The organism is Vibrio sp. 10N.261.46.A3, assembly GCF_041472995.1.
GTDB lineage: Bacteria > Pseudomonadota > Gammaproteobacteria > Enterobacterales > Vibrionaceae > Vibrio > Vibrio coralliirubri.
In genome coordinates, this window is sequence record NZ_JBFRRH010000026.1 from 81541 (window position 1) to 107147 (window position 25607).

20 protein-coding genes and 1 other RNA gene are annotated in these 25607 nt (G+C 43.4%); 7 read left to right on the top strand and 14 right to left on the bottom strand.

Going from position 1 to position 25607, the window contains the following annotated elements:
• Positions 1–269: 269 nt before the first annotated feature.
• The 4 genes from AB4484_RS07165 to AB4484_RS07180 are packed head-to-tail and all read right to left on the bottom strand — an operon-like array spanning position 270 to position 3129.
• The gene (locus tag AB4484_RS07165) at positions 270–719 is read right to left on the bottom strand and encodes a prepilin-type N-terminal cleavage/methylation domain-containing protein (RefSeq protein ID WP_372077253.1); all 450 of its coding nucleotides are present in this window, start codon (positions 717–719) and stop codon (positions 270–272) included.
• Positions 709–2013 (bottom strand): hypothetical protein, encoded by a 1305-nt coding sequence (locus AB4484_RS07170; RefSeq protein WP_372077255.1) that lies wholly within the window; start codon positions 2011–2013, stop codon positions 709–711. The genes AB4484_RS07165 and AB4484_RS07170 overlap by 11 nt, the downstream gene beginning before the upstream one ends.
• A complete protein-coding gene (locus AB4484_RS07175; RefSeq protein WP_372077257.1) occupies positions 2010–2642 on the bottom strand; it encodes a PilW family protein in 633 nt (210 codons plus the stop codon). The genes AB4484_RS07170 and AB4484_RS07175 overlap by 4 nt, the downstream gene beginning before the upstream one ends.
• Positions 2623–3129, bottom strand: a complete 507-nt coding sequence (locus AB4484_RS07180; protein ID WP_372077259.1) for a GspH/FimT family pseudopilin — start codon at positions 3127–3129, stop codon at positions 2623–2625. The genes AB4484_RS07175 and AB4484_RS07180 overlap by 20 nt, the downstream gene beginning before the upstream one ends.
• A gap of 51 nt (positions 3130–3180) precedes the next feature.
• On the opposite strand from AB4484_RS07180, the gene AB4484_RS07185 reads away from it, so the two are divergent.
• A complete protein-coding gene (locus AB4484_RS07185) occupies positions 3181–3663 on the top strand; it encodes a type IV pilin protein (protein WP_372077261.1) in 483 nt (160 codons plus the stop codon).
• Between the two features lie 139 nt (positions 3664–3802).
• On the opposite strand, the gene dnaJ is transcribed toward AB4484_RS07185, so the two are convergent.
• The 5 genes from dnaJ to grpE form a co-directional block, all read right to left on the bottom strand.
• Positions 3803–4951: a molecular chaperone DnaJ gene (dnaJ, locus tag AB4484_RS07190; protein ID WP_372077262.1), complete on the bottom strand. Its 1149-nt coding sequence runs from the start codon at positions 4949–4951 to the stop codon at positions 3803–3805.
• A gap of 284 nt (positions 4952–5235) precedes the next feature.
• On the bottom strand, positions 5236–7149 hold the full coding sequence (gene dnaK / locus AB4484_RS07195) for a molecular chaperone DnaK (RefSeq protein ID WP_017059868.1): 1914 nt from the start codon (positions 7147–7149) through the stop codon (positions 5236–5238).
• A 388-nt stretch (positions 7150–7537) separates the two neighbouring features.
• Complete coding sequence (locus AB4484_RS07200) at positions 7538–8575, bottom strand: polysaccharide lyase family 7 protein (RefSeq protein WP_193840484.1); 1038 nt, start codon at positions 8573–8575, stop codon at positions 7538–7540.
• A gap of 257 nt (positions 8576–8832) precedes the next feature.
• Entirely contained in the window at positions 8833–10107 is a 1275-nt protein-coding gene (locus AB4484_RS07205; protein WP_019823920.1) for a dicarboxylate/amino acid:cation symporter, read from the bottom strand.
• A 387-nt stretch (positions 10108–10494) separates the two neighbouring features.
• Complete coding sequence (gene grpE / locus AB4484_RS07210; RefSeq protein ID WP_017069543.1) at positions 10495–11076, bottom strand: nucleotide exchange factor GrpE; 582 nt, start codon at positions 11074–11076, stop codon at positions 10495–10497.
• A gap of 143 nt (positions 11077–11219) precedes the next feature.
• On the opposite strand from grpE, the gene nadK reads away from it, so the two are divergent.
• From nadK to bamE, 3 genes are all read left to right on the top strand, one after another.
• Positions 11220–12104 carry an NAD(+) kinase gene (nadK, locus tag AB4484_RS07215; RefSeq protein ID WP_017066747.1) on the top strand — a complete coding sequence of 295 codons (885 nt, stop codon included), beginning with the start codon at positions 11220–11222 and terminating at the stop codon, positions 12102–12104.
• Between the two features lie 279 nt (positions 12105–12383).
• The gene (gene recN / locus AB4484_RS07220; RefSeq protein WP_017059862.1) at positions 12384–14048 is read left to right on the top strand and encodes a DNA repair protein RecN; all 1665 of its coding nucleotides are present in this window, start codon (positions 12384–12386) and stop codon (positions 14046–14048) included.
• Positions 14049–14215: 167 nt separating this feature from the next.
• Positions 14216–14575, top strand: coding sequence for an outer membrane protein assembly factor BamE (gene bamE / locus AB4484_RS07225; RefSeq protein WP_004735159.1), 360 nt, complete (start codon positions 14216–14218; stop codon positions 14573–14575).
• 215 nt (positions 14576–14790) lie between these two features.
• Here bamE and AB4484_RS07230 read toward each other — a convergent pair whose 3' ends face one another.
• Entirely contained in the window at positions 14791–15102 is a 312-nt protein-coding gene (locus tag AB4484_RS07230) for an RnfH family protein (protein WP_248402491.1), read from the bottom strand.
• A gap of 3 nt (positions 15103–15105) precedes the next feature.
• On the bottom strand, positions 15106–15534 hold the full coding sequence (locus tag AB4484_RS07235; protein WP_050653316.1) for an SRPBCC family protein: 429 nt from the start codon (positions 15532–15534) through the stop codon (positions 15106–15108).
• Positions 15535–15653: 119 nt separating this feature from the next.
• On the opposite strand from AB4484_RS07235, the gene smpB reads away from it, so the two are divergent.
• The 3 genes from smpB to AB4484_RS07250 all read left to right on the top strand — a co-directional run bounded on the left by smpB (position 15654) and on the right by AB4484_RS07250 (position 18836).
• Positions 15654–16139, top strand: a complete 486-nt coding sequence (gene smpB, locus AB4484_RS07240) for an SsrA-binding protein SmpB (RefSeq protein ID WP_004735156.1) — start codon at positions 15654–15656, stop codon at positions 16137–16139.
• A gap of 66 nt (positions 16140–16205) precedes the next feature.
• Positions 16206–16572, top strand: a transfer-messenger RNA (tmRNA) gene (gene ssrA, locus AB4484_RS07245).
• Positions 16573–16691: 119 nt separating this feature from the next.
• Positions 16692–18836: a tyrosine-type recombinase/integrase gene (locus AB4484_RS07250; RefSeq protein ID WP_372077265.1), complete on the top strand. Its 2145-nt coding sequence runs from the start codon at positions 16692–16694 to the stop codon at positions 18834–18836.
• A gap of 63 nt (positions 18837–18899) precedes the next feature.
• Here AB4484_RS07250 and AB4484_RS07255 read toward each other — a convergent pair whose 3' ends face one another.
• The 3 genes from AB4484_RS07255 to AB4484_RS07265 are packed head-to-tail and all read right to left on the bottom strand — an operon-like array spanning position 18900 to position 25554.
• Positions 18900–22124, bottom strand: coding sequence for a type I restriction endonuclease subunit R (locus AB4484_RS07255; protein WP_372077267.1), 3225 nt, complete (start codon positions 22122–22124; stop codon positions 18900–18902).
• On the bottom strand, positions 22124–23479 hold the full coding sequence (locus tag AB4484_RS07260) for a restriction endonuclease subunit S (protein ID WP_372077269.1): 1356 nt from the start codon (positions 23477–23479) through the stop codon (positions 22124–22126). Before AB4484_RS07260 ends, AB4484_RS07255 begins: the two co-directional genes overlap by 1 nt.
• Positions 23479–25554, bottom strand: a complete 2076-nt coding sequence (locus AB4484_RS07265) for an N-6 DNA methylase (protein ID WP_372077271.1) — start codon at positions 25552–25554, stop codon at positions 23479–23481. The genes AB4484_RS07260 and AB4484_RS07265 overlap by 1 nt, the downstream gene beginning before the upstream one ends.
• Positions 25555–25607 lie beyond the last annotated feature (53 nt).

Sequence of the window (25607 nt, forward strand, 5' to 3'; positions counted from 1 at the left end):
TAGGCCTAATATAAGTTTTGACCACGGCCTATTGGTACAGCACATATTCTATTAAAGTCGTTGTTAAAAAGCACAAGATTCCACCTGATTTTCCATAAATGGAGACATATTTTGCAAAAATACCATACAACCACAACAATATAAAAACACAAAAAACACCATTCCATATACAGAGTTTTAACTAGCACGTAAACAATGTCCGAGGAGTGAAAATTATCAGTAAAAGGAGTGGCATGAGCCTTGGCATGCAGTAAACGTTTGCTTGAGGGTCAATCAAACTCACTGTATTTGGAGAGCATAGTTTCGAGGTAAATACGTTGTGCGTGGTTCATACGATCTTGCCATGCAATTGTGACAGTAATGCTTTTTAACGCGCTAGACAGAGCACCGTTTGCATCAATCACTTCACAGGTCATGGCATAGGCAGAACCCGACAAACCGGATAAAGGATCTGAACTTGCTATGTTGAGACAATGACTCGCCTGATTTAGTTCCGAAAAAGGAATTAAACCTACCGCCCCACTCACATTAGACGCCCGAGTTCGATAATACTCCATCTGCCTTTCTGCAAAATGCAGCGCCTCTACGCTGTGGAGCGCAAAATCCGATTTTTGCTCAGCGTAGATCTGCAATTTAACCAGCCCTAGTGAGGCAACACCAATCAACAGAAAAGAGATAAGAACCTCTATCAAGCTAAAACCTGAGTTCTTAGAAATCATTCCATGAACCTCGCTTCCACTTCGCTTTCAAAGGAGCACTATGAGGGTTGTATTCACCGGTATAATCCAAATTAATTGAACCCTGAATTGTCGATAACCCACCAACGGAATCAAAGAACATCCCTCCTTTAGGGAAAAAAGAAGCAAATCCAATATAAACCGAATTACTCTGTACTAAATCAGTAATAGGAATTGTATCTGGAACTTTAGCCCATAAACCACTCAGTAGGTCGGTATCAGTATCGGGAGAGTTAGTGTTATCGAATACGGTCATATCATTTAGATGATAAAAAGACCCGTCAAATACGCTCGCGTTACCATTCGCAACGATGCCGTCCTGAATCACTAAAGAGCGAGGCGTAATAACCCCTGGGATAGGTTCAACTACATTAATCGCAGGTGAATAAACGACACAATCACCTATAACCCATACCTTATTCTCCCCACTTGAAAAGGCATCATTAATGGCTTTGCTACACTTATTTCCTTCATATTCACCATCAACCAAATCAATATGCTTAGGGGGGGCAACTGTCCGATCAATAAGGTCTATAACATGATAATCAAGCTTAATTTGGTCAATGTTCTCCGACGTCTTTGGCACTCCAAAGTAATTAGAGAACGTATCGATATCCGGATCGAATTTGAAATCTGATTGAAAAGAGTTTGAAGGCAGCGCCCCAACGGAGTCGATGGTTGCATCATTGCTAATATTGGTGGTTTGTTCGCAAGACTCAAACGTAGGAAAAGGAGGTGACTCTGGAGTAATGGTCTTCAAACGTCCTCCTCCATTTTGCTTATAGATGACACTATCTAAAAATCGAACCGAGACACACTCGTTAATACCATCAACAGCAGTAAGACCAATATCAGGATTAATATCGATATTGTGATCAGAAATAAATTCTAAACTCGAATTTGTTTGCATTACTCCTAATCCCGAAGCGTCTTCAAAACTAATCTCTTTGTTCAGCGATAAAGACTCAGAACTCGACACCAATATATTCGGCGTGAGTGCTTCTGATCCCAACGTAACGACTTTCGACTGCTGACAATAATCCATTAAATCATTGGGAATAGCAGTCAGATCATTTTCAGCGATGTAAGTGAAGCCACACTCCAAGCCACCTTCCGATCGCCAGTGGGCTTTGCGACCTTCGACCTCATTTTGAGCCACTTTGATCTGATGAAAAACACTGCGGTATGAACCTAGCGTCACCACCAGCGCACCAATTAAAAGCACAGATGTAATCAACAAGGTCACCACACCACGCTGGTTTCTCAACATCATCATTGCCAGTTCCTTTGTTTAACGGAAACCGAAACCGACTTAGAAACACCCGCGGTTGGAATTGAGGCCGTAATGCTGATATCGGTAAGCGTGGTTTTAATAGAGTTCTGCTCTAACAGATGAGCATCAACGCTAAATGCGTCCACCTCGATCAGGCTGTCATCAAACAGCGAATAACATCCGGTAACTTCATTAAAAGAAAGAAGATCCTCGCCAACAAGCGTACCTTTTTCACATATTTGTAGCCGAGTACCATTCTTACGGTAAACGATATGTCGATGATCTTTACTTGCGCTCGAGCCCTCTCGGAAGTAAACAAAACCAACCGCAACACCGCCACTGACTTGAATGGTGTCACTCGCGCCAGATAACTTGATTGAGTAACCGTTTGAACCATCGTAACCCGCTCGTTGGATATCCTCTTTCATGACCTGCATAGTGCTTGTTAGATTTTGTAGCAGCAATAATTCAATGCCTTTGTCTTTGGCAATTCTCTGCCCTGTTATAAAGACACTGCCGATAATCGAAATCGCGAACACACCAATCACAGACGCCACCATTAACTCAATTAATGATGTGCCTTGCTGTTTACTAGGCACTACCACAATCGGTCTAACACGCATCATAGCCATACTGCGCACTCGACTCACCGCACACCTTAATTCGCCCAGGGGGGCTGGATAATTTAACCAACAATCTGTCTGTAGACGCTGTGTTTGGAGAAAGATAAATAGTCCCTCTGGATGGCCTTCCTCTTACACTCTCAAAGCTAATTCTTGCGCCTGTGTAGTTATGAGAAAACGAGACATCTCGAAACGGTTCGCCTGACAACATCAATAACGTTTCTCCGGAGAGATCCTCCGTAGGCTTTAACCTTACCGTCCACTCTCCAGTAGATTGCACCTCATTTTTATCCATAGAGAAATGCACCCACAGATCTTGGTTCCTTTTAACCGATTCAGACTTGGCCTGTATGAGAAAACCATTCAACTCTCCGGCGAGTCGCTGCATCTTGACGGTTTGAGTCACCGAGCTAAAACTCGGGGCAGCCGTCGCTATCAGTATCGACAGCACCGATACCGTTACTAACAGCTCTAATAAAGTAAACCCGCGAGTCATTTCCCAAATTCCTATGTAATCTAATGCGTAACCGTATTTAATCTTGCGCCGATGCTACCACCGGAGAAAAATAGACAGAGTTATGAAAGGAAACTACTCGCGATGATTCGAAGAAATACATGCAACAACAACAACTTAAGCATTAAAGGAATGACATTGATCGAATTATTGATCGCTGTCGCCATCGTGGGGATACTCGGCGCTATTGCCTATCCAAGTTATACAAACCATGTAATCAAGGCGCATCGAGTCACGGCGATGGCTGACATGACAAAGATACAATTGGAGATAGAAACACTGTATACGAGAAACTACGCGTCGGCAGCGGAGAGTGTTATTTCTGGAGGGACATGTTTGTTTTGCGATACCGATACTAGCCGGTACACGCTAGCGATCTCTGCGAGTAGCACCACCTATTCGATTCAGGCTGAACCACTTTCACCACAAACAAACGATGAGTGCTTAGATTCAACGACCGATATCTTGGAATTACACCACTCAGGGGTTTCAGAACCAGAAGCGTGTTGGAAGTAGCAAGAGCAACCGCCAAAGGGCTCTAGAATTTATCTGAGAAACCTCGTTCTCTTTCTTCTCGAGATTCTTTCCCCCTGATCTACAGATACAAAAAAGCCTGCTACATGAGCAGGCTTTTCTATTTTTATCAAGAACCTAATTACTTAGTTAGGTCATCGAAGAAGTTTTTAACGCCGCTGAAGAAACCTTCAGACTTAGGCTTGTGCTTGCTTGCCGCTTCGCCACCACATGTCTCTTCAAATTCACGCAGTAGTTCTTTCTGACGAGAGCTTAGCTTAACTGGTGTTTCTACCACTAGCTTAACGATTAGGTCACCCACACCGCCGCCACGAACGCCTTTCACGCCTTTGCCACGCATACGGAACATACGGCCCGTTTGTGTTTCTTCTGGCACTTTAAGGTTTACACGACCATCGAGTGTTGGAACTTCAACTTCACCGCCTAAAGCAGCCATAGAGAAGCTTACGGGAACTTCACAGTAAAGGTTATTACCGTCACGCTCAAAGATGTTGTGCTCTTTTACGTGTACTTGTACGTACAGGTCGCCAGCTGGAGCGCCTTGCTCTCCCGCTTCGCCTTCGCCAGATAGACGAATACGATCGCCAGTATCAACACCAGCAGGGATTTTAACGTTAAGTGTTTTTGTCTTCTGTTTGCGACCTTGACCATGACATGAGTTACATGGGTCTTTGATGATCTTGCCTTTACCGTTACAAGTAGGACAAGTCTGTTGAACCGCAAAGAAACCTTGGCGCATTTGTACTTGGCCGTGGCCATGACAAGTGCCACACGTTTGTGCAGAAGAACCCGCTTTCGCGCCGCTGCCGTCACAAGTATCACACTCTACAAGTGTTGGTACTTCGATTTCTTTAGAAACACCACGAACCGCTTCTTCTAGAGAAAGTTCCATGTTGTAACGTAGATCTGAACCACGTTGTGCACGCTGCTGACCGCCGCCACGACGACCGCCGCCGAAGATGTCGCCAAATACGTCACCGAAGATATCGCCGAAGTCACCTTGGCCACCGCCGCCGAAACCACCGCCGCCGCCCATGCCACCTTGTTCAAAGGCTGCGTGACCGTATTGGTCGTAAGCTGCTTTCTTTTGAGCATCGGTTAGGATCTCGTACGCTACTTTTACTTCTTTAAACTTATCTGCTGCGGTCTCGTCACCCTGGTTGCGGTCCGGGTGGAATTTCATCGCTAAGCGTTTGTACGCTTTTTTAATATCGCGCTCTGATGCATCGCGGCTTACGCCTAATACTTCGTAAAAATCACGTTTTGACATGTTCTAGGTCACCAAAATAATTGCTACTACCGAATGATCACTTCAGTAGTCTGTGTATCAATCTAGATAAAAGTTCTGCCGGCTGAAACGCCGAATAAAGCTATTATCTAGATCGACAAGTCTAAATACAAATTTACGGGCGTGAGAGTTACCTCTGACGCCCGCAATAATAAGTCTTTGAGACAAATTTCTAAGCAGATAGCTTGAGTTCTAGGAGGAAGCGCGGAGCCTACGTTAATAGGTGAGCACTTCCGACAACGAAATCAGGCTACTCTGCAACGAAATTATTTTTTGTCTTCTTTAACTTCTTCAAACTCAGCGTCTACAACATCGTCGTCTTGCTTAGGTTGTTCACCAGCGTCAGCACCAGCTTGTTCAGCTTGAGCTTTCTGTTGAGCAATTTCCATTAGCTTTTGAGCTGCTTGCATAAGTTCTTGAACTTTAGCGTCGATAGCTTCTTTGTCGTTACCAGACTTAACTTCTTCTAGTGCCGTGATAGCCGCTTCGATTTTAGCTTTCTCGTCTGCAGGTAGAGCTTCACCAGCTTCTTCTACTTGCTTCTTAGTGCCGTGAATCATTTGGTCAGCTTGGTTACGTGCAGTTACTAGCTCTTCGAACTTTTTGTCCGCTTCTTTGTTAGCTTCTGCTTCTTGTACCATTGCTTCGATCTCTTCCTCAGACAGGCCGCCTGATGCTTGGATAGTGATCTTCTGCTCTTTGCCTGTTGCTTTATCTTTAGCAGATACGTTCAGGATACCATCAGCATCTAGGTCGAATGTTACTTCGATTTGTGGCATGCCACGTGGTGCTGGTTGGATACCTTCTAGGTTGAACTGACCAAGAGACTTGTTGTAAGTCGCTTGCTTACGCTCACCTTGAAGAACGTGGATAGTTACTGCGTTTTGGTTATCTTCAGCTGTAGAGAACACTTGATCCGCTTTAGTAGGGATAGTTGTGTTTTTCTCGATAAGCTTAGTCATCACGCCGCCCATCGTTTCGATACCGAAAGATAGAGGAGTAACGTCTAGTAGTAGAACGTCTTTAACGTCACCAGCTAGTACACCACCTTGAACAGCAGCACCCATTGCCACAGCTTCGTCAGGGTTCACGTCTTTACGTGGCTCTTTACCGAAGAATTCAGTTACTTTAGCTTGAACCATAGGCATACGAGTTTGACCACCAACTAGGATAACGTCAGTGATTTCGCCTACAGATAGGTCAGCATCTGCTAGAGCAACTTTTAGTGGCTCAAGAGAACGTTGAACTAGGTCTTCAACTAGAGACTCAAGCTTCGCACGAGTCACTTTGATGTTCATGTGCTTAGGACCAGTCGCATCAGCAGTAACGTAAGGTAGGTTTACGTCAGTTTGAGTAGTAGAAGAAAGCTCGATTTTCGCTTTTTCTGCTGCTTCTTTAACACGCTGCATTGCTAGTGGATCAGCTTTAAGGTCGATACCTTGCTCTTTCTTGAACTCATCTACTAGGTAGTTGATCATGCGGTTATCGAAATCTTCACCACCAAGGTGAGTGTCACCGTTAGTTGAAAGAACTTCGAAAGTCTTCTCGCCTTCTACTTCATCGATTTCGATGATAGAGATATCGAATGTACCACCACCAAGGTCGTATACAGCGATAGTGCGATCACCACCTTGCTTGTCTAGGCCGTAAGCTAGAGCAGCAGCAGTTGGTTCGTTGATGATACGTTTAACATCTAGACCAGCGATACGGCCAGCATCTTTAGTTGCTTGACGTTGAGCATCGTTGAAGTAAGCAGGAACAGTAACAACTGCGCCAGTTACTTCTTCACCTAGGAAGTCTTCAGCTGTTTTCTTCATTTTCTTAAGAACTTCAGCAGATACTTGAGGAGCAGCCATTTTTTGGCCTTGCGCTTCAACCCATGCATCACCGTTATCAGCTTTAACAATGTTAAAAGGCATGATTTCGATATCGCGTTGAACTTCTTCATCTTCAAAACGACGACCGATTAGACGCTTAATTGCGTATAGCGTGTTTTGAGGGTTAGTAACTGCTTGACGTTTCGCAGGTTGACCAACTAGCGTCTCGCCGTCAGTGTATGCGATTACCGATGCTGTTGTGCGTTCGCCTTCAGCATTTTCTAGTACGCGTGGTTTGTCGCCGTCTAAAACAGCAACACAAGAGTTAGTAGTACCTAAATCAATACCAATGATTCGACCCATCAGGCTATCTCCGAAATATAATCTATATTAGTTTTTGCTATACCCACATATGTGGGGGGCGGTAATCAGGGATTCAACCCTAATACACAAAATTTAAGTGCAAATGTAATTTGCTTTCGTATGCACCATAGATAAGGGCTGCAAACTGGTTTTCAAGGGAATAAGTAAAAAAAATCTATTTTTTCCCGTATCTTTTTACATAAAGGTAAAAAGTGACCGATCCCTTGCCAATTAAGGGTCCGATGTTGAGAAAGTCTCGCATTTGTCGCCACATTGAAACCTCAACCCTATTCCAAATGCCATAAAAAAAGACCTTCATGTAGAAGGTCTTTTTCAAATAGATATTAATCAGTTAAATATTATTCAAATGATTACTGATTCAGCCATGTTATTGATTAAGCACTAACTGGTAGAAGCTCGCTTGAGTGTAATCACCCGCTTCCATACCACGCCATTCACAGGCAGAGCTCGACTTTTTGGTGTTGCATTGATTGTATGCGCCCGCCTTGAAGTACATCCAGTCCTGTCCATAACCAAGGTCGATATCATGCCCCTGATATTTACCCTTAGCCAAATCAACATCATACGTCTTCACAATTGGATCGGCTGAGTTTGGATTCTTAGTAAAGGTTAAGTGCATGATGTTGTCTTTGATGTTCACATCGTATGAGAACACTTCACCTAGCTTGATACCATCAGCAGGATCCGAGCTGCCTTTTTTCAGATTGTATTGACCAAACACATCATGGCGAATGTCTTTACGAAGTTTCTTTCCGTTTTCATCCTTCGCATTTTTCATCTCTGTCGGCGGGTTTAATTCATAGTTCCACGTTAACGAACCATGCTCATGCTCCGGCAGTTTACGGTAAACAATTTTCAGAGGCTCATTGTCTGAACCATGAATTTGGCCAATCACTACCGAGAATGCGCCTGTTTTTTTGTAGCTACCGCTGGTACTTACTTGATCAACAGAAAGTGTTGCCGTCATTTGACCACCGATAGAACCAAACTCTTCTGCATTTTCATGGCTTGAAATCGCGAAGTTGTTGCTCGGCGCCGAGTAGCTGTCTGCCAGCATCGCTCTTAGTTCACTACGAGTATTCTTACTGTTTGGTGTCGTTGGTGCTGTATTCGGAGCCACAAACACCATCGCGCCAGATTCGGCATCAGTGTAGAACCATTTAGGATGAACGTAAGGTGTGTCTACATTCGACAACTCTTGCTTACCGATCTCCAATGTTTTGCCTTTTCTAGAGCCTTCTGTTGTTAGCTCCGGTAGGTTAATTTTCCATTTAGATAAATCGAAGTTTTGTGCAGGCGCTTTTGCTGGATCAAGATTGAACTCTTGACCAATATCGTGATTAGAAGCGAGAGCGGGAGCCGCTAAGAGACTAGCAGTCAGTAAGCTAAGGTAAGACAACTTCATTATTTGGTTTCCTTTATGTCGTCATAATGTAGGTTGTCAGAACAATAAAATAATATTGTATTATTATATGTGATCTATATTAAATATTGAAAACTGATGACCAATTCAGCGCAAGTAAAAAGAAAAAATGAGACTTCGCACCAACACAGCCTCCTCTTTTGACCCTCCAGCAGATAGCCCGAACACCGATCAGCAGAGACAAAAAAGCCCCGCTCTGATTGAGCGGGGCTTCGCAGTTATCAAGTCTTAATTAAAAATTAAGCTTCTGCTTTTTGTAGCTCAGCTTCTTCGTTAGCTTCAACGCCAATTTCGTTTTCAGATTTAGCAACGATAGTGTTAACCGCTGTATCACCGACTACGTTTGAAGAAGTACAGAACATGTCACAGATACGGTCTACAGCAGCAACAATCGCTAGACCTTCTGGTGGCAAACCTAGTTGGTGCAATAGAACACCCACCATCACAACACCACCACCAGGAACACCACCCGCACCGATAGACAGTAGCAAGATAGTTAGACCTAGAGTGAAGATATCAGCAGTGTTGATTGGCTGACCAAACGCGTTTGCTACGAACATAGTTGCTAGTGCGATGTAGATAGATACACCAGACATGTTCATTGTTGCACCTAGTGGTACACCGAAACCTGCTACTGACTTAGATACGTTTAGTTTGTCAGTAAGAGTACGCATTGTTACTGGGATTGTTGCATTCGAACTTGCTGTAGATAGTGAGAATAGCACTTGCTCACGAGTTGCACGTAGGAACTGCTTTGGAGAAATACCAGTGAATGAACCAACCATCATTGGGTAGAAGAAGAAAATCCAGAACACAAGCATTGCAACCACAAGCGCCACATAGCCAGCAACTGACATTAGCGTGTCTGCATCCAGTGTTGCGCCCAGTTGAATCATCAGAGCAAATACACCGTAAGGCGCCAAGCTCATTACTAGGCCGATAAGCTTCATCATGATTTCGTTAGCCATCTTGAATGTCTTGATAGCTGGGCCACCACGAGAATCAAGTGCTTGAATAGCAAGACCTGTCAAAATTGCCATGAAGATAATTTGTAGCATGTCGCCGCTTGCAAACGCTTCTACAGGGTTGCTAGGAACGATGTTAACAACAAGAGAGAAGATGTCTGGTGTTTCAGTTGTTGTAAGCGCAATTGTCTCAGAAACCGTACCCGCAAGGTTCGCACCTGCACCTGGTTGGAAAATAAGACCAATCGTTAGCGCTGCTGAAATCGCGATGATGGTGTTAATAATGTAAAGACCAAAGGTTTTACCACCAAGACGACCAAATGAACGAATATCTTTTAGCTCAACAATACCGCAAACAATAGATACGTATACAAGAGGAACTACAAGCAATTTGATAAGTGATACGAACATACCACCAGCACCTTCGGCAGCGCCAAGTAGATACGTATCAAAAATAGCAATACCGCTGAATAGGTACTGAATAGCAGTACCAATAAGTAGACCGGCGAACAAGCCTACAAAAATTTTACTTGAGAGCGATTTATCCATCGTTCTTCTCCAGTTTGTTGTGTTTAAAATTTGTACTTTTATAGTTATATATGCGACCAAAATCGCTATATGGCAGTGGATTTTACATACAAAGATAACAATTAAAAGTATTTATTTACAAAAACATCACAAATGTGACATCAAAACATTTACTCAATCACAACAAGTTTCATAACACAAAACTCTAAATCGCTGATCTGAATGAAATAAAAAGAACGACATTCTTAATGCGGTTTTAATGCTTATTTACGTGGACTCTCAAGTTATAGGCACAAAAAAGAGAGGCCTATGCCTCTCTTTTTATTTTACGCAAACCAGTGATTTATTTTGTCGCTGCGACTGACTCAGTCAATACGCCAGTCAATCACTTGGCAACGTAATTCGTCATTACTTAGCAACCATAACCATCGCTGGGCGAACCACACGACCGTTTAGTTCGTAGCCTTTTTGCATCACAAACATAACTGTGTTTGATTCGTGATCTGGGCTTTCTTGAATAGACATTGCTTGGTGGAATTCAGGGTTGAACGCTTCACCTTCAGGGTTGATCTCTTTAAGACCAAACTTAGCAACTGTGTCTACGAACGTTTTGTGCGTTAGTTCAACACCTTCATACAGTGGCTTAACCACTTCGTTTTCAGCGTCTGCTGCTTGCATTGCACGCTCTAGGTTGTCGATTACAGGAAGCAGACCTTCAGCAAACTTGTTCAAAGCGAATTTACGCGCTTTATCAATTTCTTGTTCGCTACGGCGACGCATGTTTTCAACTTCAGCTTTCGCGCGAAGAACAGAATCTTGCTGCTCTTTCACTTTAGATTCGCTAGAAAGCAGTGCAGCTTCCAGTTGAGCGATTTTTGCTTCCTGCTCATCAGCAGCGTCTTCATTCAGTTCAGCTTCTTCAACTTTCTCAGCTTCAGCGATGATCTGATCTAGCTCTGCTTCGGTTACTTTGTTTTCTTCGTTGCTCATGATATCTCCAGAATTCGTTTTCAATGCAAGTGACAGGCGTGTTTGCGCCCCAAATTGATATAAAACACTCGCATAGACGTTCAACTTGCCTTTATTATGGGGATGAAGAATTTTGATTCAAGCCTAATTCGTTTGGAAACGTTATGAAAAAGCCATTTGAAGTCATCGCCATTATCGGTAAACCTCGAGATCAGCAAGCAATTCAGACTCATAGAGAGCTCTATCAGTGGTTAAGTGCTGAGGGTTATCAAGTGTTTGTTGATGACAGACTCGCCACTATTTTAGACGACATCCCAAAAGAACATTTTTCTAGCCTGATTGAATTAGGTAAACGCGCCGATCTCGCTATTGTGGTCGGTGGTGACGGAAATATGCTCGGTGCCGCTAGAATCCTGTCACGTTTCGACATTTCAGTAATTGGTGTTAACCGAGGCAACCTTGGTTTCCTAACCGATCTCAACCCTGAAAACTTCCAGAGTGCGCTTACTGATGTACTCAAAGGCGAGTTCATGGAAGAAGAGCGCTTCTTACTTGAAACGGAAATTCATCGTCACGGCCAGATAAAAAGCCACAATGCAGCCCTTAATGAGGCTGTACTGCACCCCGGCCAAGTCGCGCACATGATCGAGTTCGAAGTCTACATCGATGACAGCTTCGCCTTCTCACAGCGCTCTGATGGCTTAATCGTCTCAACACCGACAGGTTCTACCGCCTACTCGCTTTCTGGCGGCGGCCCTATCCTGTCATCAAGCCTAAATGCTATTTCACTCGTGCCAATGTTCCCGCACACCCTTTCAAGCCGCCCACTTGTGGTGGATGGAAAACGTCGTATCAAGCTGATTGTATCGCCTGATAACCGTGGAACTCAGGAAGTCAGCTGCGATGGTCAAATCTCACTGCCTGTTTCTCCTGGCGATGAGATCCACATTTACCAAAGCCCAAATGTGCTCAAACTGATCCATCCTAAAGACTACAACTACTACCACGTTCTACGTAACAAGCTAGGCTGGTCGAGTAAGCTGTTCTAAGTGAAAAGCGAATGATTTTGAAAGGCTGACGACGTTCGTCAGCCTTTTTTATTGCCGATTAAAGCTCACTATCTCTATCTTTACGTCAATCCGCCACATCGTCATTCCCAAGAGGGAGGGACGACTGAGTTGGGAATCTATAGCGGTTTCAGTGATCTACAGACAAGCTCAATTCTGAGAGCTGTCGCAAAAAATTTTCACCTGTCGACTTTACTGTATAAAGAAACAGTATATACTGAGCTTATATACAGTATTGTTCAGTTATACAGGTAAATAAAAATGCTGGCTCATTTAAGTGTTAATAATTTCGCTATTGTTAAGTCTTTACAGCTAGAACTCTCTAAAGGCATGACAACAATCACCGGGGAAACTGGTGCGGGTAAATCTATCGCTATCGATGCTTTAGGCTTGTGCCTTGGGGGAAGATCCGATGCAGGAATGGTTCGACAAGGTGAAGAAAAAACCGAAGTCAGTGCCGCTTTTTTACTTGAGAACAATCTGCATGCTACCCGCTGGTTAGAAGACAACGAATTGCTTGATGGCAGTGAGTGCATCCTGCGCAGAACCATCTCAAAAGAAGGTCGTTCTCGTGCATTCATCAACGGTAGCCCTGTCCCTCTTTCGCAATTGAAATCACTTGGACAACTGCTGATCAACATCCATGGTCAACACGCGCATCATCAGTTGATGAAAAGCGATTACCAAATGGCCATGCTTGATCAATACGCAGGCCACTTGAACCTATTGAAATCGACACGTAATGCTTATCAAGCGTGGCGACAAGCGGATAACCACTTAAAAGAGTTACGTGAAAATAGCCAGCAAAACCAAGCTCAAAAACAACTTCTTGAATACCAAATCAAAGAGTTAAATGAGCTGTCTATTGGGGAGGAAGAGTATGAAGACCTCGAACAAGAGCATAAGCGCCTCTCCAATAGCGGAGAACTGGCCACAACCTGTCAGCAAGCTATCGAGCTTATTTATGAGGGCGAAGAAGTTAATGCGCTTGGTATTCTGCAATCGGCCAATAACTCCTTAATTCAGCTAGCTGAGCTAGATGAAAGATTAGCCGAGTTACCAAACTTGCTTTCCGAAGCCATTATTCAGATTGAAGAAACCAACAACGAGTTAAGAACATACCTAGACAGCATTGATGTTGATCCCGGCCGTATGGCTTACGTTGAGGAGCGTTTCTCTAAAGTGATGTCGATGTCTCGTAAACACCACGTGTTACCTGAAGAGCTGTATAAGCACCATCAAGACTTACTACAACAAGTTGAAGCGCTTGATTGCTCTGATGAAAAATTGGAAGAATTAGCCAACGAGGTAGAAAACCAATACCAATCGTTCGTTGCTAAATCAGAGAAGCTTCATAAGTCTCGAACTCGTTACGCAAAAGAGCTCAACAAGCTGATCACGCAAAGCATGCACGAACTGAGCATGGAAAAAGCGCAGTTTGCCATTGAAGTGAACAACACCAACACACACCCTTCTCCACTGGGTATGGATAACGTGACCTTCATTGTTTCGACCAACCCAGGCCAACCGATGCAGCCAATTGCGAAAGTGGCCTCTGGTGGTGAGTTATCACGAATCTCATTAGCGATTCAGGTGATCACAGCGCAAAAAGTAGATACACCAAGCCTGATTTTCGATGAAGTCGATGTGGGTATCAGTGGACCAACCGCTGCGGTTGTCGGAAAAATGCTACGTAAGCTGGGGGAATCTACGCAAGTGATGTGTGTGACTCACTTACCTCAAGTTGCCGGTTGCGGCCACCAACAGCTGTTTGTAGCGAAGAACACGAAATCAGGTAAAACCGAGACTCAAATGCACACGCTTGATGAGCAACAACGCGTTTCAGAGCTTGCTCGACTGCTTGGTGGCAGCCAGATTACCGAATCGACGCTTGCCAACGCAAAAGAGTTATTAATCGCAGCTTAGGTTACATATTCAGCAACTTTCTGATAATTTACCGAAAAATCTTGGCAATTTTGCAACTTAATTCAAAATTGCCAGTCATAACAAGCTCAAAGCGCAAGGAGCTTTTTACTTCTTGCTGGAGCTTGTTTATTATCAGGCAGTATTTTAGCGAAGAAAGATCTCAAACTATGCGAATTAAAAAGTGGTTAGTTGCAGTTCCACTTGCACTAACAATGTTGACCGGTTGCTCTCTATTAGAGAAGTTGGTTTATCGAATTGACATCAATCAGGGTAACTATGTTGAACAGGAAGCTGTCGACCAGCTCAAGTTTGGCATGACAAAAACACAAGTTCGTTACGTTATGGGCTCACCTATGCTTATCGAAAATGGCTACCCAGATACGTGGTACTACATTTACCACCACCAAAAAGGCCATGAAGACCCGATTCAGAAAAACCTAGTCGTGAACTTTGATGCCACTGGCACTTTAGTAACGATCAATGGTGATTTTGAAGCCAGTGATGAGTTCTTCGAAAGCCTTCGCTAGCTTTCAACCAACAAAGCTTTCCAGTCAACAAAGCTCTTAGCCGATAAAGCTATCAGTCGACAAAGCTATCAGTCGAAAAAGTATGAATCGCAAAAGCCTGCTCAATGAGCGGGCTTTTTAATATCTGCTAACAAATTAGGTCCGTTGTCTAATCCGCAGGCACAAAAAAGCTCGCCAATATAGCGAGCTCTCTTCTTAGTTAAATTTGTTTGGCATTACGATTTAGCCACTGCTGCTTTCGCTTGCTCAGCACGCTTACGGCGAATCTCTTTTGGATCGGCTAACAGTGCACGGTAGATTTCGATACGGTCTTTATCACGAACCGTCGCATCTAGCTTAACGTTACGGCTGAACACGCCAACCTTATTTTTCGCTAAGTCGATTTCTGGATACAGTTCCAAAACACCAGACTGCGCAATAATCTCTTCCACAGTCGCATTTTTGTTCACCACCAAGGTAAACACACGCTGTTCGTGCGGAAGCGCAAACACAACCTCTACGTGGATCATATCCGATTCAATAGTCATGGCTTAATAAACCTGTTTCGCGCGTTGAGTAAAAGCACTGACCATATTGCTCGTCAGCTCATTGAAAACCTTACCAAATGCCATTTCAATCATTCGGCTAGAAAATTCAAACTCCAACTTAAGCTCAACCTTACACGCTTGCTCATCGAGCGGAGTGAAATACCAACCACCCTGCAGTTTCTTAAATGGGCCATCCACCAGCTCCATCAAGATCTCAGCGCCATCCGCTAAGCGGTTAGACGTAGTAAATGTTTTGCTGATACCGGCTTTAGATACATCAACCGAAGCCACCATAGCTGAATCTGAAGATTCGATCACACGTGAACCAGAACACCCTGGCAAAAACTCATGATAACGAGCAACATCATTGACCAAGCTGAACATCTGGTCGGCACTAAACGACACTAATGCTGAACGAGTAACCTTTGGCATATAGACTCCTGTTAAAGACAGCGTTACATTAACACAAACTGCAATTTTAATTGTATTGGGCCAGAGCGCAAATAAAAAGGATTCCCCAACTAGGGCGCAATCCGTATAATGAGGCCATTATGGCAAAGAATAAATCAAAATCAAAAGCCGGTAGTAATACCATTGCGCTTAATAAGAAAGCTCGCCACGAATATTTCATCGATGATGAGATAGAAGCGGGGCTTGAGCTACAAGGCTGGGAAGTAAAATCCCTACGTGAAGGCAAAACCAATATCGCAGAAAGCTACGTTTACATCCGAGATGGCGAAGCATTCATCAGTGGTATGACGATCACTCCGCTTACTCAAGCGAGTACTCATATCGTGGCGAACCCAACACGTATCCGTAAACTCCTGATGTCGAGAAAAGAACTCGATAACCTTATCGGTCGTATTAACCGTGAAGGCATGACACTTGTCGCAACCGCACTTTACTGGTCTCGCTCTTGGGCGAAGATTAAAGTTGGCGTAGCGAAAGGTAAAAAGCTGCACGATAAACGTACTGATATGAAAGAAAAAGATTGGGCGAGAGATAAAGCACGAATTATGAAGAGTAATTTGCGTTAATTTTAAGCACTTAAACGCACAGTGCTAGACAGGGTAAGCTTTTCTGGTACTATGCAAATAACACTTGGGGCTGATTTAGGATTCGACAGGAATTTTGAAGTCTGAGGTGCATGCCGTGGGGCGGTTGGCCACGTTAAAAGCCGCAAAAAAATAGTCGCAAACGACGAAAACTACGCACTAGCAGCTTAATAACCTGCTCAGAGCTCTCTTACCCTAGCTTCCGCTCGTAAGACGGGGACCAATAAGAGATCAAACCCAAACTAGCTAGCGTGGCTTCTCCCACCTGAGAGGAAAAGCGCGAATTATAATTCAGGTTAGCCTTTAACTAGCGTGTCGGTTCGCAGGTTGCTGGTGAAATTAAAGATCGACTAAGCATGTAGTACCAATGATGAATGATTTTTGGACGCGGGTTCAACTCCCGCCAGCTCCACCAATTGGAAAGAAAAAAGGCTTGTGAATCAATGATTTACAAGCCTTTTTTGTATCCGCTTTTCAAGCAAACGGAGATAGACACGGCGATTTTGCAGGTGAGCCACACAGGTGAGACACACAATGCAAAAACTCAACTACCTTCAACTTGGCAGATATCACACGTTCTACTTTCGTCAACGCACCCCGTTAGATATCATTACGCTCATTCCCAGAGCAAAAAAGGAAGTGAAGATAAGCCTTCACACAAAATGCAAAGCCGACGCTCTCGTCAAAGCAAGAGAGCACAAGGTGATGTTTGATTTGCTCTTTACCCAAATTAGGGAGCGACAACAATCGATGGAAAGAGAGTTATCCGTATTTAAAGACATAGATCCCGAAATGAAGCGTAAATTGATGCTCGAACAGCGCACCAAAGAAGCCATACTCGATCAACAATTTACTCAGCAACTCTATTCTCTGTTAGAAAGAAAAGGTCGAATCAAATACGCTTTTAACACCTTCCCTGAGTTAGAGGGTTTGACGCTTTCTGATATTGATTTAAGCAACGTGGATAAAATCAATCGCTTTATTGCGATTATTGATCTGCTCTCTTCCCCGTCGTTGTCCGACCCCACACCATATATCGAGCAGATCGCTTTTAAGGAGCGATTCACTTATCAGGAACAAAGCGCAGCCAATGAGCGTCGTTCAGCAGCCGAGCCGTCGGTCAGTATTGCTCGTATGGTCGTGAAAAGACAGAAGCCCAAACCGCCCCCGTCCAGCCCAAATCAAATAAAAAACCACGCCAAGAAGATCAGAGAAAACGCCTCGCACACCGTCGTGGAGCTGTTAAAAAGCGATATGGCTCACGATGATGCCCCTTCCCTTCGAACCGATTTGCCCGACCAACCGAGAGAGGATCTGGTTTTAGAAGGCATTACGCTGGAAAACGAAGTTGATACCCATAACTTTGTCAAACTGCTTGCGTTACTGGAAAAAGGCGAAGACGTCACCTTGAAAGATTTCGAGCCTTTTTCTAAGCCTGTGGTTGTGCCTAAAACCATGCTGAAAGTCTCTGAGCTGTTCAAAAAGTTCTACGACGAGCAAAGTGCCGAATGGCAAAGTGAAAAAACGCATACCACGAACTTATCGTTCTACGACACCTTCATTGATATTGTGGGGGATCGCTTTGTTGACGAACTCACGTATGAGCACGCTAACCTTTATATAGAAACGTTGCGAAAACTGCCTCCAAACCGAAAGAAGTTGAAGGCATTTAAAGATAAGTCCATTGACGATTTGCTGGCTATGCAAGGCACGTTTGAGCCAATGAAATCAGCGAATGTAAACAAGAACCTCGAAAGATTAAAGAGTGTCTTTATTTGGGCAGTTCAGCGTAAATATATGCAAGTTAACATTCTTGAACGAATGCGTGTCAAAGACAACGTTCAGCGTCGTCAGGCGAAAAAGCAACGTGAGCGATTTACGCCCAAAGAGCTTGCATTGATTTTTAATTCCGCTAAATACGTGGGGGGTAAGCACAACCGAACTTATGAGCATTGGTTACCGTTACTCGGACTCTATCTTGGTGCTCGATTAGGGGAGCTATCCCAGCTAAGGATCAGCGATATTTACACCGAAGACCGCACGTGGTTGATTGACTTTAACGATGACGACGATAAAACCCTTAAAACCATTAATAGTCACCGACAAGTGCCTGTTCACAAAACACTGATCCGCCTTGGCTTCATTAAATACGTGCAGTATTTGCAGGATTTATATAAGCGTAGGCAACTAAAAACTGACCTACTCTTCCCTGATATTGTCAAAGGTCGTGACGGTTATGGACATAACACCAGTAAAGCCTTTGATCGCTATTTAACGGCATTAGAGATAAAAGCAGAGGGAAAATCGTTTCACAGTTTACGTCATACGTTTGCTGACGAGCGTAAGCAGCGAGAAGAGAACCCAGCAATGACTGCCGAGCTTATGGGTCATGAGATTGATAACGAGACATTAGGACGATACGGTAAAGACTATCGAATCACTCTCAAAAAAACCGCCATTGATAGGTATGAGCCGTTAACGGAACATCAGATCCGTCAAATTGCGCCTTTTAAACTGTGGCGAGAGTTTGCTCCTCTAAACACACTGTCAAGAGACCACCTTCCCTTGATTGATATGAAAAAAAGTGTTTATAAAAATAAGCACCTTCATAAAGCACTGACCAAGGCATTAAAGCTTAAACCCTATGTAGAAGAGCCAAGAAAACCACGAAAGGGATAAACAGAAGAAAAAAGGCACTCAATTGAGTGCCTTAGACTTTATCTTTTCTTTAAGTAAACGAGTCTAACCTTCCGCCCCTTTACCTAACCCTTTCATAAGCATATCGAACATAAGCCCTGCAAAGTTTTTAGCGACAGCGTCATTCGACAGCACTTTCATTGCCATTTGTTCGTGAACGCCCATACTTTCTATCACAGCTTGGGTTATGGACTCAGGGAATTGCCCCAGCATCGCTTGCTCTTTGGTGTTATTGCGTAGCTGATCCATGACGACACCATTTTCAGAGACTTTTCCTGCAATGGTATTGGCATAGTTGAGCATATCTGCCTCTGTCAAACCGTCTTCCACAAACAGATCATTCATACGCTCAATAATCTCATTGAGTAACTCTGTTTTCGGATCTTTTGGCGTTGCCCCAATCCCTTCTTTATCAGTTGGGAGGTAATGCTTCTGCTCTTCGCCCCTCTTATAGCCGAGTTTCAGATCGGCTTCTCGCTGCTCGTGCAAACGATAATGTGTCATTACCACGTCTGATAAATCAATCTCTTGATCAACAATATCCAGTCGCAGTAATGGAGCGAGGTGCTTGGCAAACAGACTCAACTTCTCTAAGTCAAAATCACTAAAATCCACGATTTGAGATACAAACTCATAGTAGCGAGAAAAGGAGATCAAATCCTTTTTAAACACTTCTAGAATATCTCTCGCTTCTTTGGCGTTTTTCACGCTGTTCTCACAGAACTTAATCGCTTTGTCGTTCTTCTCTATTTTCGCCTTAGACAGCTCCGCTTGGGCAGACTCTAATACCAGTGTCGCTTCTTTGTATCGCTCTTCAAAACGTTTCACAGGAGCTTGGCACACGTTAGCGAGTTTTGCTTGATTGGCTTGCTTGCTGTTATACGCCTCAACAAATGTCTCAACTTCAAACCACTGATAAATCCCGACTTGATTAAGCTTATCCATTAGCTCATAAACAATATTCGGATCTGAGAGTTCTTTCAGTTCAGCCGTTTGAAAATACACTTTAAACTCGTCAAGGACATCCTCTGGCTCATTCACAAAGTCGAGCACAAAAGTGGTGTCTTTGCCCTTACACGTTCGATTAAGACGAGACAGGGTTTGAATACACTCCACACCTTTTAGTGGTTTATCGACATACATAGCAACGAGTTTAGGCTGATCAAAACCTGTCTGGAACTTATTCGCCACCAACATCACTTGATAGTCGTTCGTATCAAATGCTTTACGCATATCACGACCACGTAAGTTAGGGTTCATATTGTTTTCCGTGAACGGGCGATCAGGAATATCGGGATCATTCACTTCACCAGAAAACGCCACCATTGCATTCACATTGTTATAGCCCTTTGAGTGAACGTATTTCTCAAATGCCAGTTTATAACGCACCGCTTCTAAACGGCTACTCGTGACCACCATCGCCTTGGCTTCACCGCCCAGCAAATGCTTTACCTTGTCATTAAAGTGCTCAATGATCACTTCCACTTTTTGAGCAATGTTATAAGGGTGTAAGCGAACCCACTTCGCCATCTTGGAAGCCGCTTTTTTGCTATCAACTTCCTGATCCGACTGTGGGTTGTCGTGAGCCAGTTGATACGCTACTCGATAACTGGTGTAGTTTTGTAATACGTCGAGAATAAAGCCCTCTTCAATCGCCTGACGCATTGAATACACGTGGAATGGCTCTGGCTTATTCGCTTCACTCTCTGGCTCGTCTTGTTTTGGTTTGCGTCCAAACAAACGCAATGTTTTTGCCTTTGGAGTGGCAGTAAAGGCAAAGTAACTTAATTTATTTGAGCCTTTACGAGCTTCGACGGATAAGCGCAGCATATCTTCACTATCAAGCTCTTCGTCACTGTCTAATTGCTCTGCCATTAAGACTTCACGTAATTTACGTGCATTCGTGCTGCTTTGTCCTGAATGCGCTTCATCAGCAATCACGGCAAAGCTTCGACCTGCTAACGTCGAATCTTGACGAATCGCTTCTAATACGTGCGGAAAGGTTTGAATGGTCACGATAATGATCGACGTAGACGCCTTTAACTCACTGGTTAATTGGCTCGACTTTGAGCCTTGCGCCTCTTCACGATTAACCCGTGCGATCATCCCTTCACTATGATCGAACTGATAAATCGTGTCTTGCAGTTGACTATCCAACACCGTTCTGTCCGTGATCACAATGACGGAATCAAAAACTTTATCCCCTGATTTTTTTCCCAGCTCAGGGTGATCAGTATAATAATGCTTTGAGGCAAGTTGGTGTGATAACCAAGCAATCGAGTTGGACTTACCCGAACCAGCACTGTGCTGGACTAAATATTTCTGCCCTGTCCCTTCAATATCTACCGTGTTCAATAGCTTTGAAACCACCGCCCATTGGTGGTAACGAGGGAATATCATGGTTTCTTTTCGAGTGATTGAACCGTCAAGCTCTTCAACGTCTTTCACTTCAAGGTGAATGTATCGACCTAGAATCAGTAACAGGTTATCTTTCTGAAAAATCTCATTCCAAAGATAAGACGTTGCATACTCAGCCTCATTCGCTGGAATATCATTCCCTTTACCACCATCAGAGGTGCCTTGGTCAAATGGTAAGAAAAACGTTTTTTTACCTGCTAAACGAGTCGTCATAGCTACATTGTATTGGCTCACCGCAAAGTGAACCAATGCACCACGTTTAAACGTTAACAACGGTTCAGCTTTTTTCGTCGTTGGATCTTTTGGCTGCCTGTCTTTCATATATTGGACTTTGGCATTATCAATCGACTGTTTGAACTCCGATTTCAGCTCACAAGTCGCCACAGGAATACCATTGACGAATAGCGTTAAGTCAATTCGACCGTCATAACCATTCGGTGAGTAAACCAACTCAGGCACGACACGTAAAATATTGTGCTCATATTGAGCGATAGCTTCGGGGTTGAGGTCATGATCGGGCTTAAAGGCACAAAAACGCAGTTTTGCGCCACGATCTTTAACGGAGTTACGCAGAACCCATAATGTGCCTTTGTTCTTTAAATCACGCTCTAACGATTTGAGCAAAGCGTCTCTGGTTGCCGCCCCGTTTCTATCTGTATTTGGGTAGTGCTGCGCCAGCTTTTCCCATTGTTGGGGCTGAGTGCGTTTGATAAATGCCTCAGCGTCTTCTGGATACAGAGCCAATTCTTTGTTGTATTTGCTCGATTCACCCAACAACCAACCTTGTGACTGCATTTGGTCAAGGACATCGTTTTGAAATTGCAGTTCTCTAACAGTCTTTTCTTGACTCATCAGGCTTCTCCTTGCCAATCACGCACGTCAATCTTCCCTGTTACTGCGGCTGAGATAAGAGCTGTTTTGCGCTCTTTTATCAACTGAATTGATTTTTGTGACTGCTTGATTAGCTCATCAAGCTTTTCTATATTTTTTTCCACATATTCGACTATTTCTTCCTGTTCTTTTAATGTTGGTAACGGGAAAGAAATTGATTTTAGTTCTTTGTAATAAATTGCAGCAACGCTAGTTGTCCCTTTAGCAATAAGCCTGAGCTGACTCAAACCTAGGTCTGAGTTCAATAAATAACTCATATATTGTGACGACGATACCAATGTTGGTTCAAACGAAATACGTAGAACATTCGAGTTATATAATGCTCTTGGCAACTCATTTTTCCAAATTGAAACTTTACCGACTAAGTCCAAACTGTTTCTTGTATTAAATAGAAAATCACCACAGTTGAGTAGGTGGGCTTTATCAAAATTATCTTCAACTGGAAGATATTCTATTTTTTTAAGGGAGATATCACCTCTTCCTAGATTGCCCATCTTTATTAAAGGCAAACCTTCTTCACCTTCCCCTGAGTTATAATTGCCACCTAATTCTGCCGATTTATTTGTAATACCAAACTTTAATATATTCCAATGCTCAGGCACTTCACCCAACCATTCAACTCCCGAATCTTTCATTGGTGCATCAGGGTTTAAACCTTTGGTCACTGCGTGGGAAATCACTGCTTGGCGTTTTTCTTTTAGCAGCTCAATCAGTTTTTCTTGTTTAGCGATTAAGGTGTCGATTTTGGCGGTTTCGTGATCGAGAAAGTTGGCGATTTTTTGTTGTTCAGCAATACTCGGGTATAACAATTGAAGTGCCTTTAAAGATTCAGTGCTGACACTAGCTTGATTTATTGCTGGTTTAGCAATTGATTCTATTGCTCTACGACTATAGTCACTCTTTAGTTGCCAATATAAGTATCTTGATGAGACGCTATCTTTTGGAATAAGTCTAAGCAGGTTCATACCGTGGTAAATCAAATGATTTTTTTGAACTTGAGCAACATTTCCAACCATAGGTAAACTATTTATGTGTGACAAAAGTAGATCACCAACATTCAATTTGAATGACTCAGGGATAAGCTTAGGGTTAACAAACCCCGTTTTATCCATATTTATCTCACCTGTTGATATAGTTTCGATTCTTGATATTGCTACTAATTCCTCGGACTTTTCTAGCTGCGTCTCAGTAGAGCCATTTCTTACGGAAGAAATTAAATGGCGCAGGGATGTTACTTTCCACGAAAAAGGAATGTTTGGAATCCAATCTACCCCTGATTCCTTATAGTCAGAATATGCTTTATAACGACCTGTCATTATGAATGCACCTCATTAAGTAGCTGCATAATTTCTTTTGAAACTGCGTCGAGGTCGGCGTCAATATCCTCTAATGCTCTCGGTGGCTCATAGACGTAGAAGTGGCGGTTGAACGGGATTTCATAACCCACAATACCCACTTCACCGTCTTTGTCGTCTGTTTTGCTAGTATCAATCCAAGCGTCAGGAACGTGCGGAAGCACTTCACGAGCAAAGTATTCGTCAACGGTTTCAGTCAGTGGCACATTTTCGTTATCTCGTAAATCGGGGTTGGCTTCTGGTTTACCTTTATCTTTACCCGATTTAATCAAGCAGGTTTGTGCTTCATCGTCATGCTCACCCAAATGCTTCACAATCAGTTTTTGTTGCGTTGCACTGAGCTTCACACCTGAAAGTTTTGCTGTCAGTTGGTTCAAGAACTGGTCACGAGAAAGCAGTTTCTCTTCGGTAAACGCTGCTAGGGCATTCAATACGGCTTGTTGCACCGTTTCACTTAATTTGACCCACGCTTTATCCGCTTGAAGAGCTTCAAGGCGCACTGTGTCTTTTGGATAAATGGCTAATTTTAGTGGACGCTCAACCGTGATACGACGGTAGCCAAACGCTTTATAATCAAAAATCTTACTGAACGCATTCGAGGCAAACTGACCATACGTTTTTACGATAGTCTCAATACCGTCCTCGGTAAGCTCCCGACGCTTACTGCCTAATGACTTGCGCATTGCGTCATAGAAGACGTGTTCAACAGTCTCCTTTGATTCACCACCGCCACTGCGACCACGACCACCATTTTTTGGTCGCTCTTTTGACGCATTGATTAACTGAACTTTACCTTTACGGTTAGCATCTTTGTTGTTCGATAAGATCCAAACATAGGTGGCAATACCCGTGTTGTAGAACATATCAGTTGGGAGAGCGACAATCGCTTCAAGCAAATCATTTTCCAGAATGTAACGTCTGATTTCACTCTCACCACTGCCAGCACCACCTGTAAACAATGGAGAGCCATTCAAGATAATACCAATACGAGACGCATTGCCTTTGGCTTTCTCTTCAACCGTCAGCGGTCGCATTTTGCTAATTAAGTGCATAAGGAACAGCAGTGAGCCATCCGACACACGAGGCAAACCTGCTCCAAATCGACCTTCAAATCCTTTGTCGTTATGTTCATCAACAATGGACTTCTGAATCTTCTTCCAATCCACACCGAATGGAGGGTTAGACAGCATATAATCAAACTTATCGGTGCGTAGTTGATCATTAGACAAGGTGTTACCCAGTTTAATGTTATCGACTTTCTGACCTTTGATAAGCATATCAGCTTTACAAATGGCGTATGACTCAGGGTTAAGCTCTTGACCAAATGCTGATAAAGCTGCACGTTCATTCAGCTCAAAGACATACTCCATACCAGAAGAGAGGAAACCACCAGTACCAGCCGTCGGATCGTAAATTGAACGCACTAAACCAGATTGGGTAAGTAAATCGTCATCGTGGGAAAAAACCAGTGAGGTAGTAAGACGGACTAAATCTCTCGGTGTGAAGTGTTCACCTGCCGACTCATTAGAGCTTTCTGCAAAACGACGAATGAGCTCTTCAAACACTAAGCCCATACCATGATTACTAATGGTATCAGGGTGCAAGTCCGTTTGAGCAAAGCGTTTCGCTACCTTATAAAGCAAATCAGCTTCGTCCAGCTTGTCAATCGTATTGAAAAAATCAAAGTGTTCGAAGATCTCACGAGCATTTGGACTGAACGATTGAACATAGCTTTCTAAGTTGCTGGCAACGCCTGTTTCACCCAACTTATTCAAATCCATTTTTGACGTATTGTAAAAGCTAAAGTCAGCCGTGTGGGTCAGCACTTTTTCCTGTGCTTCAAAAGGCATCGCTTTGACCGTGTCATACTTTGCCAATACCTTATCTTTCGAGACCTCTAACACACACTCCAAACGACGCAAAAGCGTAAATGGAAGAATAATACGACCGTATTGAGATTGTTTAAAATCACCACGTAGTAGGTCTGCCACTGACCAAAGAAACGCTGCCGTTGAAGAGAAATTGTTGTTCGTCATTATTATGCTCTGCACAGGTTTTTAGAAAAATTATCCGTCAGTATATCGCTTCA